Here is a 15,877-nt window from a genome sequence, read left to right on the forward strand (position 1 = left end):
CATGAAGCTGTTTCAACCCATTCTGGCGGGCGCCACGGTGCGCGACCGGATGATCGCCTGCCTCGGCGCCCTTCTGGGCATCGGCGCGACCGCCCTTCTGTCGCGCCTGATCGTCGGCGCCGACGGTCCCGCGCCCCTCGTCATGGCCGCCTCGATGGGCGCCTCTTCGGTGCTTTTGTTCGTCGTCCCCGCCAGCCCGCTGGTGCAGCCCTGGCCGCTGGTCGGCGGCCATGTGGTCTCGGCCCTGACCGGCATCGTCGTGGCGCGCCTGATCCCGGACCCGATGATCGCGGCGGGCGTCGCCGTAGCCGCGGCCATAGCCCTGATGTCCCTGCTGCGCTGCCTGCACCCGCCCGGCGGATCGACGGCGCTGATCGGCGTGCTGGGCGGCTCGGCGGTGCAGGGCGCCGGACTGATGTTCGCCCTCGTCCCCATCGGCCTGAACGCCGTGCTGCTGGGGCTGGCGGGCTTCCTGTTCCACCGGCTCTCGGGCCACGCCTGGCCGCACCGCGCCGTCAAGGCGAAGGGGCCCGCGCCGGTGACGGACGCCGACATCGACGCCGCCCTCGCGACAGTCGGCGAACCGCTGGACATCAGCCGGTCCGACCTGAAGGCGGTGGTCAAGCTGGCGTTGGAGAACGCCGCGGCCCGCGGGCGTTAGCCGAACTCGGCTTCCAGATCGGCCAGACGCGCGGCCTGGTCCTCGGCGATCAGGGCGTTCAGCATCGGATCGAGGTCGCCCTCGAGGATCTGCGGCAGGCTGTGCAGGGTCAGGCCGATCCGGTGATCCGTCACCCGGCCCTGCGGGAAGTTGTAGGTGCGAATGCGCTCGGACCGGTCGCCCGAGCCGACCTGCGACCTGCGCGCGTCCGAACGCGCCTTGTCCTTCTCCTGCCGCTGCATGTCGTACAGGCGGACGCGCAGGTTCTTCATCGCCTTGTCGCGGTTCACGTGCTGCGACTTCTCGGACGAGGTCACGACGATGCCGGTCGGCAGGTGGGTGATGCGGACGGCGGAGTCGGTCTTGTTGACGTGCTGACCGCCGGCGCCCGACGACCGATAGGTGTCGATGCGGATGTCCTGATCGCGGATCTCGATCTCGACGTCCTCGACCTCGGGCAGGACGGCCACGGTGGCGGCCGAGGTGTGGATTCGGCCCTGGGTCTCTGTGGCGGGCACGCGCTGGACCCGGTGAACGCCGCTTTCGAACTTCAGGCGGCCGAAGACGCCCTCGCCGGTGACCGTGGCGATGACTTCCTTGTAGCCGCCCATTTCGCCTTCGGTGGCGCTGTCGACCTCGACCCGCCAGCCGCGCGTGGAGGCGTAGCGGGAGTACATGCGGAACAGATCGCCGGCGAACAGGGCGGCCTCGTCGCCACCGGTGCCCGCGCGCACTTCCAGCACGGCGGAGGCGTTCTCGTCGGCGTCGCGCGGGGCCAGCAGCAGGGCGACGTCACGCTCCAGATCGGGCAGCCGCTCCTTGAGCGCCTGAAGCTCCTCGGCGGCCATGTCGGCCATCTCCGGATCCTCGGCCATGGCTTCCAGATCGACCATCTCGGCGCGGGCCTTGGCCAGCCCCTGGACGGCGTCGGCGACCGGCTTCAGCTCGGCATGCTCTTTCGACAGGCGCACGATCTCGGCGCCGTCGCTGGCCGCACCCATGCGCGCCTCCACCTCGTGGAAACGGTCGAGCACCTGATCGAGCCGGGCCTGGGGCAGTCGCAAGGGAGATATCCGTCGTTGGCGGGTCGCAGCCTTTAGCCTGCCCTGCCCCGCCCTGTCGATGCGCGGTCACGAGCGGATCAGCCATCCGTGAACGGCGCAACCTTTGCCGTCGGGGTTCATTGGGCGAAGATCGGCGCCTGAGGGTGCGACAGACGGGGCATGCATGGAAACCTTCCTCCTGTTTCTGGCCGTGGGCTTTCTCGCCCAGGCGGTCGATGGATCCCTGGGCATGGCCTATGGTGTGATCTCCTCCTCCGTGCTGCTGGCGTTCGGCGTGCCGCCGGCGACGGCCTCGGCCAGCGTGCACGGGGCGGAGGTCTTCACCACGGCGGCCTCGGCCGGGAGCCACGCCTGGCACAGGAATGTGGAGTGGCGGCTGCTGATCCCGCTGGCGATCGCGGGGGTCATCGGCGGATGCGTCGGCGCCTATGTGCTGGCTGGTCTGGACAGTGACGTCGTCAAGCCGTTCGTCATCGCCTATCTGGCGCTCATGGGCGTCTGGATCCTGTGGCGGGCCGGGCATGACGTGACGCCGCGCCGCATCCGCCCGGCCTGGATCGTCGCCCCGCTGGGCGCGATCGGCGGGTTTCTGGACGCCATCGGCGGCGGGGGATGGGGCCCGACCGTCTCCTCGACCCTCGTCGGCGCCGGACAGGAGCCCCGTCGGGCGATCGGCACGGTGAACACCGCCGAGTTCTTCCTGACCGTCGCCATCAGCGCCACCTTCGTCTGGTCGCTGGTCACCGGCCACTGGGAAGAGGCCGATGCGCTGCAGAACCATGCGGCGGCGGTCGGCGGACTGGTCGTCGGGGGACTGATGGCGGCGCCGTTCGCCGGCCTGATCGCCAAGCGCGTGCCGCGCCGCCCGATGACCTATGCGGTCGGCGGCCTGCTGATCGTGCTGGCCCTGTTCCAGGGGCTGCAACTGGCGGGCGTGCTCTGAATGCGAAAGGGGCGGCCGGACCGTAGCCCGACCGCCCCCTCGACTTGATAACCCGATCCGGAGGTCAGTCGGCCGATCCCGAGGCGGCGGCCGGCGCGGCGGCGGCCTGACGCTCGGCTTCGGCCTGGGCGGCCGCATGCTCTTCCGGCGTCAACAGGGTGACGATCAGCGGGTTCGGACGCAGGTCGTTCATCGCGCCCGAGGTGGCGTCGACGGTCATGCCGATCAGGCCGCCGACCAGGACATTGCCCGCGAAGCCCGCGCCGCCGGCGCCGGACACGCCGCTGTCGATCTGGTGCTCCTGGGTGACATAGCCCTCCAGCGAGATGGTCACGCGGAACGGGTCCTTGCGCGGCATGCGGAAGGTGCAGGGCGTGGCTTCGCACTGGAAGCCGTTGGACGTCGAGACATGCGCCGCCGGCGGCGTGCTTTCGACGGTGAAAGTCTGGCTGGTCCCGCGCGTGATGGTGGCGCAGGCAGGAAGCGAAAGCGCCACGCCGACGAGCGTGAGCGCCCGCACGCCGAGGCGCGCGGCACGAACCGAAATCATGAAGTCCCCCAAAGGATTACCGGCTCACCCCCCGGTGAACCTCAGCGCTTCTCGCACCACCCTGAGACGCGGTCAATCAGCCTTCGCCTAGGAAGGGAAGGTTTCCCGGAAGCTCGGGCGGGCCTCCAGCGCGGCCTGCAGGGCGACCAGCCGCGGACGGCCGGTGGACCAGTCGAAATCGGGATGACGGAAGCCGATCCAGGTCAGGGCGACGCCCGCCGTCAGGACGCCGATATGGACGTCGTCGGCCGACAGGTCGGCGGCTTCAAGCGCGTCCAGCGCCCGATGCATGTTGGCGGTCCAGCGCTCCATCCATGACGGCGACCGCTCGTGCTCGGGACGGCGCTTCTCCAGCACCAGCTTGACGCCCATCTCGAGCAGGCCGTCAGCCGTGGTCTCGATCCGGCGCACGCGCAGCCGCTCGGCCCCGGCGTCCGGCAGCAGCCGCGGACCGGAGCCGATGGCGTCCAGATATTCGCAGATGACCGGGCTGTCGTTGATCGGCAGGCCGTCGTCCGCGATCAGCGACGGCACCTGGATGACCGGGTTGGACGCCAGCAACTCCGGCGCATTGGCGTAGGGGTCGACGAAGACCTCCTCGACCGGAACCCCCTTCTCGCGGGCGACGATCCGGCATTTGCGGGCGAAGGGCGACGGGGCGGTGATGTAGAGCTTCATGGTCTCAGCGACGCTCGATGGTGACGCCCTCGGGCGCGGTCAGGGACTGGAGGCGCGCGCGGGCGGCGGCGTCGCCCAGGGCATGGGCGCGCATGAAATCGACCGTGGTCGCGGCGATCAGATCGAAGTCCGCGGCGTCGGCGTTGCCGATCAGGCTGTGGTCGCCGCCCGCGAAGGTCATCAGCATCTTGTCGCCCGCCGGGCTGGTGTCGAAGGCGGCGCGATGGTCGCGCGGATCGGTGACGAAGCCCTGCACCAGATCGGCGTCGCCGGTGACGACCAGAACGGGCGTCGTCACGGTGGTGAAGGTCTGCGGATTGACCAGCTGGGGGACCAGCCCCGGCGTCGAGAGGGCGACAACCACCTTGATATCAGGGTCGCCCTGCGGCCCGGCGATGGTCACCGCCCCGGCCTCCATCAGGGCGTTCAGCGAGCCGAACGAGTGGCCCGCGCCGATCAGCGGCTTGCCCGGATGGGTGGCCTTCACATAGCCGCGCACGACGGCCAGATCGATGATCCGGGTGGTGAAGATGCTCTGCGGCGTCGCCTCGGCGTGCGCCGGGTGCTGCATGGAATCGGTGTGCATCGGCGACACCACGGTGAAGCCGTGGGCGATCCAGTAGGCGATGATCCGGCGATAGGCGGCGGGCTGCGCGCCCCAGCCGTGGCCGAAGACGATCACCGCCTGCTCGTTTTCGGCCTGCCAGACGCTGAGATCGATGGTCCGGCCGTCCGGCGAGGGAAGCGAGACGTGGGTGGCGGCCGGGGACGCGGGCGCGGCGGCCGGCGCCGGCGCATCCTGCCCGAAGGCCGGAACGGTCGGGGCGAACCCCAGCACAAGCGCGGAAACAAACGCGGCCGTGTCGCGACGGATCATTGGAACTCCCCTCCGGATACCCCGCCTGACTAGCGCAGGACCCGGGAGGCGGACAGGCCTATTCCGCCGCTTCGAAGCTCGGCTGTTCGGCGGTCTTGCGGGCAGCCTCCAGTTCGGCGGCCTTGGCTTCGACCTGGGCGACGATCTCGTCGATCATGCCGTCGTTGGCCTGCTTGTGGGCGATCTTGCCGTTCAGATAGACCATGCCCGACCCCTTGCCGCCGCCGGTGAAGCCGACGTCGGTATAGAGGGCCTCACCCGGACCGTTCACGACGCAGCCGATGATCGACAGCGACATGGGCGTGGTCACATGGGCCAGCTTTTCCTCGAGGATGCCGACCGTCTCGATGACGTTGAAGCCCTGACGGGCACAGGACGGACAGGCGATGATGTTGACGCCCCGGTGCCGCAGGCCGAGCGACTTGAGGATATCGAAGCCGACCTTGATCTCCTCGACCGGATCGGCGGCCAGCGACACGCGGATGGTGTCGCCGATGCCCGCCCACAGCATGGAGCCCATGCCGATGGCGGACTTGATGGTGCCGGTGCGCAGGGGACCGGCCTCGGTCACGCCCAGATGCAGGGGACAGTCGATGGCGTCGGCCAGTTGCTGATAGGCGGCGACGGTCAGGAAGGGATCGGACGCCTTCACCGAGATCTTGAACTCGTGGAAGTCGTTGTCCTGCAGGATGCGGGCGTGGTTCAGCGCGCTCTCGACCATGGCGTCGGGGCAGGGCTCGCCGTACTTCTCCAGCAGTTCGCGCTCCAGCGAGCCGGCGTTGACGCCGATCCGCATGGAGCAGCCATTGTCGCGGGCGGCCTTGATGACCTCTTTCACCCGCTCGGCGTTGCCGATGTTGCCCGGATTGATGCGCAGGCAGGCGGCGCCGGCCTCGGCGGCCTCGATGCCGCGCTTGTAGTGGAAATGGATGTCCGCCACGAGCGGGACCTTCGCCTCGCGCGCGATGGTGCGGAAGGCGGCGGTCGACTCCTCATCCGGGCAGGAGACGCGGACGATATCGGCGCCCGCCTCCTCAAGCCGCCGGATCTGGTCGATGGTCGCCGCCGCGTCCGAGGTCGGCGTATTGGTCATCGACTGGACCGAGATCGGCGCGCCGCCGCCCACGGGGACATTGCCCACCATGATCTGACGGCTCTTGCGACGCTCGATATGGCGCCAGGGGCGGACGTGGGTGTGGTCGAGGCTCATGCTGGGCCCAACATAGGCTCACGAATGCGGCATGGCCACGACAAGCGATGACGCGGGCGTCAGCCGCCGGTCGTCGCCGCCGTCGCGACCTGGCTGACGGCCTGCAGCTGGGCCTGGGCCGCCTGACGGGCGGCTTCGGCGCGGGCGGCGACCTCGGCGGCGGCCTGCCGGGCCAGGGTCTGGGCGCGACTGTTCAGCTGGGCCAGCGGCGTATGTTCGGCCGTCAGGGCCCCACCGTGCTCGCCGTTCAGATAGACGTCGAAGGCGCCGAAGTCCGAGGCGTCGATGGTCGCGGCGACGCCCAGCGGGGCGCGCCAGGCTTCACCGGCGGCCAGTTGGCGGGCGAACAACACCCGGCCGTCGCCCATGCGCACGACGATGGCCGCGGCCTTGCGGGCCTGAATGATCACGTCCGAGGCGCTGGCCGAGGCGCCGTAGATAGCGCCGCGCGGGTTGAAGGCCTTGGCCACCGGCGGCGGCGGCGCAGCGCCTTCGGCCGCGGTGGGATCGACGCCGGTCAGCTGCATCTCGAGGCCCGGAGTCACGTACAGGGCCGGAATGGTCTGGTCCGGCGGAGCCGGATGCGGGGCGGTCAGGCGCATGGCCGACTGCCCGGGCACGGTGCCCAGACGCCAGGTCTCGGGCACCTCGGCGATATCCGACGGCTGCGGCGCGCGCAGCAAGCTGACGCGCTGGAACACATTCCAGCCCACCACCGCCAGCAACAGCACGGCGAAGCCGGCGATCAGGCGGGGCGAATAGCGCTTCACTTCCTCGAACGCGACGCCGACCGGCGGCTGCAGCGGCACGGACGGGTCCGGGCTTTCGCGCTTGAAACGCTCGACGGCCAGTTGCTCGTCCAGCCCCAAGGCGCCGGCGTAGGCGCGCACATAGCCGATCGAGAAGACGCGATTGGGCAGGACCGAGAAATCGTTCTGCTCAAGGGCGGTCAGATAGCGGGCGGGCACCCGGGTGATGGTCGACAGCTCGGCCAGCGAGCGGCCGGAATGATCACGCGCGATCCGCAGGCCTTCGCCCAGAGTCGGCGCATCGGTGATGGAAGGAACCAGCTCCTTCCAGTCTGCCGCCCCGTACTCTTCCGGGCCCTTGCCCGCATCCAGCGCCATGACGCCTGATCCCACACTCGACGGCGCGTCATCCACGCCCGTCGTACTCGAACCCGGCCCCTGTACCATATTGGGATGACAGTCTGGGCCTGCCCCCGCAGACCCGCCGAATTCGCCTTGTGGATAACTCATAAGAGTCGACCGATCAATGATTTGTTAAGCACCACGGCCGTTCCGGCCCGGCACAGATCAAATCTGGACGTTCAACTTCCGGGCCAGAGTCTCGAGCTCGCCCCGCACCGAGGCCGAGGACGAGCCGAGCAGGCTGGCGACACCCCGGCGCGCGGCCGACAGGTCGGTCGACAGGATCATCCGCTTGACCGGGCCCACCCCGCCGGCCGGAGCCGACAGACGGGTGAAACCGAGCGTCAGCAGGGCGAAGGCCTCCAGCGGACGACCGGCCAGCTCGCCGCAGACGGAGACCGGGGTGCCGGTGTCGGCGCATTTCTTCTGGATCTCCGCCAGCGCCCTGAGCGCCGGGGGCGACAGGGGATCGTAGCGATCGGAGACCAGCGGGTTCGTCCGGTCGGCGGCGAACATGTACTGGAACAGGTCATTGGTGCCGATCGAGACGAAGTCGGTCAGCGGCAGGAGGGCGTCCAGGTGCCACAGCAGGCTGGGGCACTCGATCATGGCCCCGACCCGCAGCAGGGCGGGCAGTTCGCGGCCGCGACGCCGCGCCCAGGCGCACTCGATGTCCACCAGTTCGCGGGCGGCGCGGAACTCGTCCACCGTGGCGATCATCGGGAACATGACCCGCAGCTCCCGGCCCGCCGCGGCGCCCAGCAGGGCGCGGAGCTGCAGGCGAAGCATGGCCGGACGATCCAGACCCAGACGGATGGCGCGGCGGCCGAGGGCGGGGTTTTCCTCCCGCTCGGTCTCCAGGTACGGCAGGACCTTGTCGCCGCCGATGTCGAGGGTGCGGAAGGTGACCGGCCGGTCCCCCGCGGTGTCCAGCACCAGACGGTAGAGGGCGGTCTGGCTCTCCAGCCGCGGCAGCTCCTCCGAGACCATGAACTGGAACTCGGTGCGGAACAGGCCGATGCCTTCGGCGCCGGTGGCGTCCAGGTTCTCCAGATCCACGGCCAGACCGGCGTTGGTCAGGAGGCTGATGCGCTGGCCGTCAGCGGTGACGGGGGCGACGTCGCGCAGCTTGGCGAACTCGGCCTGCCGCTGGTTGCGGACTTCCATCCGCGACTGCACCGCCGACAGCATGTCGGGCCGGGGGCGCAGATAGGCCTCGCCGGTCTCGCCGTCGGCGATGACCACATCGCCCTCGGACAGGCGGTCGCGCAGGCCCATCAGGCGGCCGACGCAGGGAATCTGAAGCGCGCGGGCGACGATGGCCGCGTGGCTGGCGGCCGAGCCCTCTTCCAGCAGCAGGCCTCTCAGCTTGTCGCGGGGATACTCCAGAAGATCGGCGGGCCCGAGGTTGCGGGCCACGAGGATGGCGTCATCGGGCAGATCGCGAAGGCCGGGACTGTCGCCGGCCAGAACCCGCAACAGCCGGTTGGCCAGGTCCTCGAAGTCGTGCAGCCGCTCCTTGATGTAGGGGTCGCGGGCCTTGGCGAAGCGGGCGCGGTGCTCGTTGCGGACGCGGTCGACGGCGGCCTCGGCGGTCAGGCCGGTGCGCACGGCCTCCTCCAGCGACCGGTTCCAGCCCCGGTCGTCGGCGAACATCCGGTAGGTTTCGAGCACCTCGAAGGACTGGCCCGCCAGCTTGCCCTGCCCGCCTTCCAGCATGGCGTCGATATTGGCCTTCAGCCCGATCAGGGCTTCGCGCAGGCGGATTTCCTCGACCTGCTGGTTCTCGGCCAGAAGGTTCTCCGGCGCGACCGGCGCCTCGTGCAGCACGACATGGCCATAGGCCAGGCCCTCCGCGAAGCGCTGGCCCTTGAGCCGCTCCGGGCGGTGCGGGGCGACCTCGATGTCGCGCAGCTCTTCCTGTCCGAGCAGTTCGCCGGAGGCGACGGTCTCGGCCAAGACCATGGCGATGGTCTGGATGTCCTCGACCTCGTCCTCGTCATAGCGACGCTCGGACCGGTTCTGGACGACCAGCACCCCGATGGCCCGGCCGCCGCGCAGCAGGGGCGCGCCGAGGAAGGCGTGATAGGGGTCTTCGCCCGTTTCCGGACGGTAGGAGAAGCTGGGGTGGGACGGGGCGTCCGACAGGCTGATCGGCCCGGCGCTGCGCGCCACCTCGCCGACCAGACCCTCGCCGGGCCGCAGACGCGTGTTGTGAACAGCCTCGGGCTTCAGGCCCTGGGTGGCGAACAGCTCCAGTTCGCCCGACGCCCGGCGCAGATAGATGGAGCACACTTCGGCGACCATCGACTGGGCGATGATCCTGACAACGGTGTCGAGCCGCTGCTGGGCCGGCGCGGCCCCCGCCATAGCCTCGCGGATCTGGCGAAGGAGGTTACGCGGCCCCCTCGTCGTCAATCCGCCAACCGGCATGGCCCCTCCCTAAAATCCGGCTCCCTAGATGGGAACCGCGAAGCTTTAAATCTAGACGGCTTCCAATCCGTAAGCCGCATGAAGCGCACGAACGGCCAGTTCCGCATAGGCCGCATCGATCAGAACGCTGATCTTGATCTCCGAGGTGGAGATGGCCTGGAACTTCACGCCCTTGTCCGCGAGGGCCTTGAACATGGTCTGGGCGACGCCCGCGTGACTGCGCATGCCGACGCCGACGACCGAGACCTTGGCGACGTCCTCGTCGACCCGCAGCTCCTCGAAGCCGACCTCGGCCTGGGCGGCCTGCATCAGCTCGGCGGCGCGTTGGGCGTCGCGACGGCCGGTGGTGAAGGTCAGGTTGACCGTCCCGGCGGTACGGGCCTGCGACTGGACGATCATGTCCACGTTCACATTGGCCTCGGCCAGGCGGGTGAAGACGTCGGCGGGCGCGTCGACCCGGTCGGACAGGCCCAGCAGGGTGATGCGGGCTTCGTCACGGCTCATGGTCACGCCGGACACGATGCGCTTTTCCACGATCTCCTCCTCGTCGCAGATCAGGGTTCCACCCTTGTCGGGCATGACGCCGTCAGCGTCGGGTTCAATAAAGCTGGACAGGACCCGCACCGGGACCTGTTTCGCCATGGCCAGTTCGACCGAACGGGTCTGCAGCACCTTGGCGCCCAGCGAGGCCATCTCCAGCATCTCCTCGTAGGAGACCTTTTCGAGGCGGCGGGCGCGGGATTCGATGCGCGGGTCGGTCGTGTAGACGCCGTCGACGTCCGTGTAGATGTCGCAGGGGCACTCCAGCGCCGCCGCCACCGCCACCGCCGAGGTGTCCGAGCCGCCGCGGCCCAGGGTGGTGATGCGCCCGTCGCGGGTCACGCCCTGGAAGCCCGGAACGATCGCGATCTCGCCGGTGTCCAGGGCGGCGCCCAGCACCTCGCCCGGCACGTCCTCGATGCGAGCGCGGCCGTGGGCGTCGTCGGTGATGATGGGGATCTGCCAGCCCATCCAGCTGCGGGCGTTCAGCCCCATGTTCCGGAGGGTCAGGGCCAGGAGGCCCGAGGTCACCTGTTCGCCCGAGGCGACGACGACATCGTATTCGTCGTCCGACATCTCGATGCCCGCGGCCGGGCGGCCGGCGCCGTCGGTCCAGGCGACCAGTTCATTGGTCTTGCCCGCCATGGCCGAGACGACGACCGCGACCTTCTTGCCCGAGGCCGCCTCGGCGGCGACGATCCGGGCGGCGCGACGAATGCGCTCGAGGTCGCCCATCGACGTCCCACCGAACTTCATCACCAGTCGCTGTGAGTCGGTCCGCGTCATCCTGGCAGGCAGCTCCGTACTTGCATGAAACGGCGCGCCGGTTCATCGCTGCGCCATGGCTGCTTCTAACGGCACGGTATCGGCGCGGGAACCCCAAAGCGCCGGGGAATTCAACGATCAGGCGGAGGGGCCGTCGATCGACCCCGCCGACGTGGCCCGCTTTTCGGCCCAGGCGGCGGAATGGTGGGATGCGCGCGGCCCCTTCGCACCCCTGCACCGGTTCAATCCGGCCCGGCTGGCCTTCGTGCGAGACCGGGTCGCCGAGCGGTTCGGACGCGATCCGAAGCAGCGCGAGGCCTTCGCCGGCCTGACCCTTCTGGACGTCGGCTGCGGCGGCGGCCTGATCGCCGAACCCATGCGGCGGCTGGGTTTCGCCGTGACGGCGGCGGACGCCTCCAGCGAGAACATCGGCACCGCCCGCGCCCACGCGGAGCAGTCGGGGCTGGACATCACCTACCGCGCCGCCACCGTCGAGCAGCTGGAAGCCGAGGGCGCCGGGCCGTTCGACGTGGTCCTTACCATGGAGGTGATCGAGCACGTGGCCGATCCGGAGGCGTTCGTCCGGGCCTGTTCGCGGCTGGTGAAGCCCGGCGGCCTCATGATCGTCGCCACCCTGAACCGGACGCTGAAGGCGCTGGCCCTGGGCAAGTTCGCGGCCGAATATGTGCTGCGCTGGGTGCCCGCCGGGACCCACGACTGGAACCAGTTCCTCAAGCCCGACGAAATCCGCGCCATGCTGGCGCCCGAGCCGGTGACCGTCACCGGCCCGTTCGGCCTCGCCTACGACCTTCTGGCGGATCGCTGGCGCGAAGGGCAGGACGTGGATATCAACTACATGATGATCGCCACGCGGGACTGAACCCGGTCGGGCGACAAGGAAACCCCATGATCGCCCTGCTGCTCGCCACCACACTGACCGCCACGCCCGCCGCCGAAGCCGCCGTCCAGTCCGCTCCCGAGGCGGCGACCGCCACCCGCGGCGTGGCCGGGGTCTGCATCCGCTGGAGCCGTCCCAACAGCACCCGGGTGGGCGAGGCCGTGATCGTCCAGTCTTCCGGCAACCGGGCGCTCGACACCCGCATCCGCACCAGCATCCCGCAGATGGACTGGCCGGTCGGCGTCGATGCGTACCGCGGCCAATGGGTCGGGATCTGGATGGCCGTGGGCGGCGCGCCGACGCCGCCGGAGACCACGCCCCTGCCCGACTGCTCGGGCCAGCGCGATCGCAGCTGGACGCCCGCTCCTGCCCCGGCAGGCTGAGCCTTACGGCGAATTCACTTACCTGTCAGTGTTTTAACGGGATCGGCGCGCCACGACGCGCCACAGATATCGGCGTGACCTTCACCGGAGCCGATCCCATGAAACGCCTGATCATCGTCGCGGCCGTCAGCGCCGCCGCCCTGCTGAACGCCGCCTGCGTGACCGTCATCGGGGTCGACGCCGACTATCGCTGGACCGGCGGGAACGCCCAACCCTTCGACGACGCGAAGCGGGATTGTCGCCGCGCCGTCGGCAATGACGATGAGGGCGCGACCGCCTTCGTCCAGTGTATGGCGGAAAAGGGCTGGACCCGCGTCCGCGACTAGAAATCTGAACCGGGTTGGGCGACGCCCGACCCGACCGATTTCGCTCTAGAGCGCGCGCACCATGTAGCGGGCGTCGGAACCGTAGGAGGCCAGCTTGGCCGCCATTTCCGGCGTCTCGCGCACGACGAAGCCGTGCCGGGCCCAGAAGGGCGCCGCGTCATTGACTGCCACCAGCGCCACCGCGGGCCAGCCCGCCGCTTGCGCCGTCGCGGCCAGGCGCTCGACCACCTCTCCCGGATAGCCGCCGCCCCGCACGTCCGGATGCAGGGCAAGGTCGTGCAGGTACATGACCGCCGCGTCGTCCGGGATCGCGTCGATCAGGGTGTCCAGGGCGGGAGCGCTGTCCGACCGCCAGGGATAGGCGACCATATAGCCCTTCGGCTCGCCCGGCCCGTCCGAGAGGACAAAGCAACCGGACGGATGGAGGGCCAGCCGGTTCTCGAAGCAGTCCCGCCCCTCGAAATGGTCGGGGAAGCCGATCACGGCGATGGCGGCGACCGCGTCGAGATCGGCCGTCGTCATCGGCCGCCAGCTCAGGCGGGGCAGTTGCTGTTGAACTCCGCCTTGTGGAACTGCCACCGGATGGTCCTCATCTGTCCGTCGATCTCGCCCTCGATCCGGGCGTTCAGCACATCGCCGTCGCGTTCATAGATGACCCGTTTGGGGAAGTCGTGGGCCGGCTGTTCGAAGACCACGCGGTTCGGGGCGGACTCGACCACCGGGAAGATCGCCGGAGCCTGTCCCTCCGGCATGGCGAAATAGGCCAGGGGCGCATCGGCGGCGGGGCCGGTCGGCGCGATCCGGGAGAGCTCCCAGCCGACGCGGCCGTTGCGCACGGTGATCGAGGTGCCGGCCATCAGGTTCACGCGCGGCGGGCTCCAGGTCTCGGCGACCTGACGGCCGCCGTCGCAGGACAGCCAGTAGCCGGCCATCCAGCCCAGATCGGGCCGCAAGTCGGCCTGCGGCGTGATGAGGGCGGCGGTCATCATCAGGGCGGTCAGCATTTCGGGTCTCCCTCCGGGGTTCGAAGGCAAGCTAGGCCGGGTGGCCCGCGTCCGGCTTGTAGGTTTGCGACGCGATGGCCCGGGCCAGGGCGTGTTGCTCGCGCGCCCAGTCCGTCGCCGTGCAGCCGAGGAAGCGGCGGAAATCCCGCGCCATCTGGGGCTGGTCGAAATAACCGGCCTCCAGCCCCGCCCCGAGCCAGCCTTCCGCGGCGGGCTGGCCCGGATGGGCGGCGTGGTCGAACACCCGCCGGAACCGGAAGATGGACCGCAGCATGCGCGGCGACACCCCGACCCGATCCGCGAAACGCCGCTGCAGCGCGCGTTGCTCCGCCGCCGAGCGCTCGGCCGGGGGCGCGTCCGCCGAGGCGCGCTCGATCTCGTCCCGCACCACCGCATCGACCGACCACGGGGCTCGCCGCCGCTCGTCCCCGAGCCAGCGCGCGAAGGCCTCGACCTGCCCGGCCGGGTCGCCCGCAGCGGCCGAGAAACCGCGCAGGCGATCCGTCATGTCCAGCCGCCGGTCCGTCGCCTCGACCAACGGACGGCCCAGCCAGTCGCGCGCCCCGTCCGGCCGGAAGCGGATCGCGACCAGCTCGGTCGGGCCTGCCGGACGCAGGGCCAGCGGCCGTGTCATCTGTCCGGCGAAGATGACCGAAGGCTGCAACCGCCACACCCCGTCCTCGCCCTGTTCCTCATAGGGCGCGCCGAGGTCGAAGATCAGTTCGGGACAGCCGTCGGGCGCGATCCGCTGGACCACCGGGGCCGGATCGGGGTCGGCGTAGGTCCAGATCGTCCGGACGAAGGGCCGGAGCGCCACGGGCGGCTCGAACTCCTCATATCGCTCCCCCGCCCCCGCCATGGCCTCAGTGGACCTCGGACTTGTCGGGCGGGAGGTTGGGCAGGGGGGCGACCGGCACGCCGTCGTCGCGCAGCTTCTTCACATCGGCGGGCGTGGCCTCACCGTAGATCTCGCGCTTCTCGGAGCGACCCTCGTGAATGTCGCGGGCCTCGCGGGCGAAGGCGTCGCCGACGTAGTCGAAATTCTGCTCGACGTGAGTCCGGACCTCCCGCGCCGCCTCCGTCATCATGGTGCGCATCTTCGCGGCGGCGTCCGCGGCGGGGGCGGACTTCTTCGTGCCGGAGACCGCCGGGGCCATGATCTGTTTGGCGACCGACCGCGATCCGCAGACGGGGCATTCGACCAGCCCCCGGGAGGACTGGTCATCGTAGTCGCTCGACGAGCCGAACCACGCCTCGAACCCATGGCCGTCGTCGCAGCTGAGGGCGTAGCGGATCATTGCGGCAGCGCGAACTCGCGGTCGTGCGTCAACTGGGGCACGGCGTTGCGCGCCTTGTCGACCGCGTCGAAGTCGAGCGTGGCGAACAAAACACCGGGCTCGTCATTGTCCAATTTCGCGACCACCTCGCCCCACGGCGCGACGACGGTGGAGCGCCCCCAGGTCCTGCGGCCGTCCTCGTGCTCGCCGGCCTGCGCCGGGGCCAGGACCCAGGCCCCGCTCTCGATGGCGCGGGCGCGCAGCAGGACCTCCCAGTGCGCCTCGCCGGTCGGCACGGTGAAGGCGGCGGGGACCGCGATCATCTTCGCCCCGGCCTTGGCCAGGGCCCGGTGAAGCTGCGGGAAGCGGATGTCGTAGCAGATGGTCAGGCCCAGCCCGCCCCACGGCGTTTCGGCGACCACCGCGCCGTCGCCGGGACGCACCGAGGCGCTCTCGCGCCAGCGCTCGCCGGTCGGCAGGTCCACGTCGTAGACGTGCAGCTTGTCATAGGTGGCGACAACCTCGCCCCGGTCGTTGATCAACAGGGAGCGGTTGGCCGCCCGGTCATCGCCCTCATGGCCCGACCTGACGATGGCCGAACCGATCAGCAGCCAGACGCCCAATTCCTTCGCCAGCTCGCGCAGCTTCAGCACCGCCTCGTCCCGGTCCTCGGTCGCAAGCACCGCCTCTCGGGCGGCGCGGTCCTGGATCAGGAAGTTGGAGGCCTCGGGCGTCAGGATCAGCTTCGCCCCGCCCTCGGCCGCCTGACGGATCAGGGGCTCGACATGAGCGAAGGCCGCCGCCGGCGAGGCCGGGGTGCGGGTCTGGATCAGGGCGACGGGGAGCGTGGTCATGCCGCCAGCATTGGGTCCAGCTCGCCCTTGCGGTCAAGCGCGTGCAGATCATCCGAACCGCCGACATGGGTCCCGTTGATGAAGATCTGCGGGAAGGTCATCCGGCCGTTGGAGCGCTGGATCATCTCCTGCTTCTTCGCCGGGTCGTTCGAGGCCACGATCTCGGTGAACGCCACGCCCTTCTTCTCCAGCAGGGCCATGGCCGCGATGCAGTAGGGGCATCCGGGTTTGGTGTAGAGGACGACGTCAGCCAAAGGTTTCTC

Annotated in this window: 19 protein-coding genes; 5 read left to right on the plus strand and 14 right to left on the minus strand. The window is 69.9% G+C overall.

From position 1 onward, the window contains the following. Position 1 precedes the first annotated feature (1 nt). The gene (locus VGE03_RS05660) at positions 2-661 is read left to right on the plus strand and encodes an HPP family protein (protein ID WP_331045500.1); all 660 of its coding nucleotides are present in this window, start codon (positions 2-4) and stop codon (positions 659-661) included. Here the strand turns inward: VGE03_RS05660 and prfA are convergent. Further along, complete coding sequence (prfA, locus tag VGE03_RS05665; protein ID WP_331045501.1) at positions 658-1,725, minus strand: peptide chain release factor 1; 1,068 nt, start codon at positions 1,723-1,725, stop codon at positions 658-660. The genes VGE03_RS05660 and prfA overlap by 4 nt on opposite strands. Before the next feature lie 163 nt (positions 1,726-1,888). Between prfA and VGE03_RS05670 the strand changes: the two genes are divergently transcribed. Further along, positions 1,889-2,668, plus strand: a complete 780-nt coding sequence (locus VGE03_RS05670; protein WP_331045502.1) for a sulfite exporter TauE/SafE family protein — start codon at positions 1,889-1,891, stop codon at positions 2,666-2,668. A gap of 64 nt (positions 2,669-2,732) precedes the next feature. On the opposite strand, the gene VGE03_RS05675 is transcribed toward VGE03_RS05670, so the two are convergent. The 7 genes from VGE03_RS05675 to VGE03_RS05705 all read right to left on the minus strand — a co-directional run bounded on the left by VGE03_RS05675 (position 2,733) and on the right by VGE03_RS05705 (position 10,893). Then, positions 2,733-3,218, minus strand: a complete 486-nt coding sequence (locus VGE03_RS05675; protein WP_331045503.1) for a translation initiation factor 2 — start codon at positions 3,216-3,218, stop codon at positions 2,733-2,735. 87 nt (positions 3,219-3,305) lie between these two features. Then, positions 3,306-3,896, minus strand: a complete 591-nt coding sequence (locus VGE03_RS05680) for a glutathione S-transferase N-terminal domain-containing protein (protein ID WP_331045504.1) — start codon at positions 3,894-3,896, stop codon at positions 3,306-3,308. A gap of 4 nt (positions 3,897-3,900) precedes the next feature. Continuing rightward, on the minus strand, positions 3,901-4,773 hold the full coding sequence (locus VGE03_RS05685) for an alpha/beta hydrolase (RefSeq protein WP_331045505.1): 873 nt from the start codon (positions 4,771-4,773) through the stop codon (positions 3,901-3,903). A 58-nt stretch (positions 4,774-4,831) separates the two neighbouring features. Next, complete coding sequence (ispG, locus tag VGE03_RS05690) at positions 4,832-5,983, minus strand: flavodoxin-dependent (E)-4-hydroxy-3-methylbut-2-enyl-diphosphate synthase (protein ID WP_331045506.1); 1,152 nt, start codon at positions 5,981-5,983, stop codon at positions 4,832-4,834. Between the two features lie 59 nt (positions 5,984-6,042). After that, entirely contained in the window at positions 6,043-7,110 is a 1,068-nt protein-coding gene (locus VGE03_RS05695) for a helix-turn-helix domain-containing protein (protein WP_331045507.1), read from the minus strand. A 189-nt stretch (positions 7,111-7,299) separates the two neighbouring features. Then, positions 7,300-9,504 (minus strand): phosphoenolpyruvate--protein phosphotransferase, encoded by a 2,205-nt coding sequence (ptsP, locus tag VGE03_RS05700; RefSeq protein ID WP_414644897.1) that lies wholly within the window; start codon positions 9,502-9,504, stop codon positions 7,300-7,302. A gap of 114 nt (positions 9,505-9,618) precedes the next feature. Beyond that, positions 9,619-10,893, minus strand: a complete 1,275-nt coding sequence (locus VGE03_RS05705; RefSeq protein WP_331045509.1) for an aspartate kinase — start codon at positions 10,891-10,893, stop codon at positions 9,619-9,621. A gap of 55 nt (positions 10,894-10,948) precedes the next feature. Here VGE03_RS05705 and ubiG point away from each other — a divergent pair, with 55 nt between their 5' ends. The 3 genes from ubiG (at position 10,949) to VGE03_RS05720 (ending at position 12,479) form a co-directional block, all read left to right on the plus strand. Then, positions 10,949-11,752 carry a bifunctional 2-polyprenyl-6-hydroxyphenol methylase/3-demethylubiquinol 3-O-methyltransferase UbiG gene (ubiG, locus tag VGE03_RS05710; protein ID WP_331045510.1) on the plus strand — a complete coding sequence of 268 codons (804 nt, stop codon included), beginning with the start codon at positions 10,949-10,951 and terminating at the stop codon, positions 11,750-11,752. Between the two features lie 26 nt (positions 11,753-11,778). Beyond that, entirely contained in the window at positions 11,779-12,153 is a 375-nt protein-coding gene (locus VGE03_RS05715; protein ID WP_331045511.1) for a hypothetical protein, read from the plus strand. 98 nt (positions 12,154-12,251) lie between these two features. Next, positions 12,252-12,479, plus strand: a complete 228-nt coding sequence (locus VGE03_RS05720) for a hypothetical protein (RefSeq protein ID WP_331045512.1) — start codon at positions 12,252-12,254, stop codon at positions 12,477-12,479. Positions 12,480-12,524: 45 nt separating this feature from the next. On the opposite strand, the gene VGE03_RS05725 is transcribed toward VGE03_RS05720, so the two are convergent. Genes VGE03_RS05725 through grxC form a run of 6 tightly spaced genes read right to left on the minus strand, consistent with a single transcriptional unit; the run spans position 12,525 to position 15,868 of the window. Next, on the minus strand, positions 12,525-13,001 hold the full coding sequence (locus VGE03_RS05725) for a GNAT family N-acetyltransferase (protein WP_331045513.1): 477 nt from the start codon (positions 12,999-13,001) through the stop codon (positions 12,525-12,527). Positions 13,002-13,012: 11 nt separating this feature from the next. Further along, positions 13,013-13,483 (minus strand): DUF6265 family protein, encoded by a 471-nt coding sequence (locus VGE03_RS05730; protein WP_331045514.1) that lies wholly within the window; start codon positions 13,481-13,483, stop codon positions 13,013-13,015. 31 nt (positions 13,484-13,514) lie between these two features. Then, a complete protein-coding gene (locus tag VGE03_RS05735) occupies positions 13,515-14,342 on the minus strand; it encodes a helix-turn-helix domain-containing protein (RefSeq protein WP_331045515.1) in 828 nt (275 codons plus the stop codon). Positions 14,343-14,346: 4 nt separating this feature from the next. Then, on the minus strand, positions 14,347-14,781 hold the full coding sequence (locus VGE03_RS05740; RefSeq protein WP_331045516.1) for a DUF1178 family protein: 435 nt from the start codon (positions 14,779-14,781) through the stop codon (positions 14,347-14,349). Continuing rightward, positions 14,778-15,614, minus strand: a complete 837-nt coding sequence (locus VGE03_RS05745; RefSeq protein WP_331045517.1) for a carbon-nitrogen hydrolase family protein — start codon at positions 15,612-15,614, stop codon at positions 14,778-14,780. The genes VGE03_RS05740 and VGE03_RS05745 overlap by 4 nt, the downstream gene beginning before the upstream one ends. Next, positions 15,611-15,868, minus strand: coding sequence for a glutaredoxin 3 (gene grxC, locus VGE03_RS05750; protein ID WP_331045518.1), 258 nt, complete (start codon positions 15,866-15,868; stop codon positions 15,611-15,613). Before grxC ends, VGE03_RS05745 begins: the two co-directional genes overlap by 4 nt. Positions 15,869-15,877 lie beyond the last annotated feature (9 nt).

It is taken from the genome of Brevundimonas sp., from assembly GCF_036400995.1.
Lineage (GTDB): Bacteria > Pseudomonadota > Alphaproteobacteria > Caulobacterales > Caulobacteraceae > Brevundimonas.

Bases quoted from the DNA above. Each gene is read 5' to 3' on its own strand.
- VGE03_RS05685 (WP_331045505.1), bottom strand. From the start codon at position 4,773: ATGATCCGTCGCGACACGGCCGCGTTTGTTTCCGCGCTTGTGCTGGGG.
- ubiG (WP_331045510.1), top strand. From the start codon at position 10,949: ATGGCTGCTTCTAACGGCACGGTATCGGCGCGGGAACCCCAAAGCGCC.
- VGE03_RS05695 (WP_331045507.1), bottom strand. From the start codon at position 7,110: ATGGCGCTGGATGCGGGCAAGGGCCCGGAAGAGTACGGGGCGGCAGAC.
- ispG (WP_331045506.1), bottom strand. From the start codon at position 5,983: ATGAGCCTCGACCACACCCACGTCCGCCCCTGGCGCCATATCGAGCGT.
- VGE03_RS05705 (WP_331045509.1), bottom strand. From the start codon at position 10,893: ATGACGCGGACCGACTCACAGCGACTGGTGATGAAGTTCGGTGGGACG.
- VGE03_RS05745 (WP_331045517.1), bottom strand. From the start codon at position 15,614: ATGACCACGCTCCCCGTCGCCCTGATCCAGACCCGCACCCCGGCCTCG.
- VGE03_RS05730 (WP_331045514.1), bottom strand. From the start codon at position 13,483: ATGCTGACCGCCCTGATGATGACCGCCGCCCTCATCACGCCGCAGGCC.
- VGE03_RS05740 (WP_331045516.1), bottom strand. From the start codon at position 14,781: ATGATCCGCTACGCCCTCAGCTGCGACGACGGCCATGGGTTCGAGGCG.
- VGE03_RS05670 (WP_331045502.1), top strand. From the start codon at position 1,889: ATGGAAACCTTCCTCCTGTTTCTGGCCGTGGGCTTTCTCGCCCAGGCG.
- VGE03_RS05680 (WP_331045504.1), bottom strand. From the start codon at position 3,896: ATGAAGCTCTACATCACCGCCCCGTCGCCCTTCGCCCGCAAATGCCGG.
- VGE03_RS05725 (WP_331045513.1), bottom strand. From the start codon at position 13,001: ATGACGACGGCCGATCTCGACGCGGTCGCCGCCATCGCCGTGATCGGC.
- VGE03_RS05720 (WP_331045512.1), top strand. From the start codon at position 12,252: ATGAAACGCCTGATCATCGTCGCGGCCGTCAGCGCCGCCGCCCTGCTG.
- ptsP (WP_414644897.1), bottom strand. From the start codon at position 9,504: ATGGCGGGGGCCGCGCCGGCCCAGCAGCGGCTCGACACCGTTGTCAGG.
- VGE03_RS05715 (WP_331045511.1), top strand. From the start codon at position 11,779: ATGATCGCCCTGCTGCTCGCCACCACACTGACCGCCACGCCCGCCGCC.
- VGE03_RS05660 (WP_331045500.1), top strand. From the start codon at position 2: ATGAAGCTGTTTCAACCCATTCTGGCGGGCGCCACGGTGCGCGACCGG.
- VGE03_RS05735 (WP_331045515.1), bottom strand. From the start codon at position 14,342: ATGGCGGGGGCGGGGGAGCGATATGAGGAGTTCGAGCCGCCCGTGGCG.
- VGE03_RS05675 (WP_331045503.1), bottom strand. From the start codon at position 3,218: ATGATTTCGGTTCGTGCCGCGCGCCTCGGCGTGCGGGCGCTCACGCTC.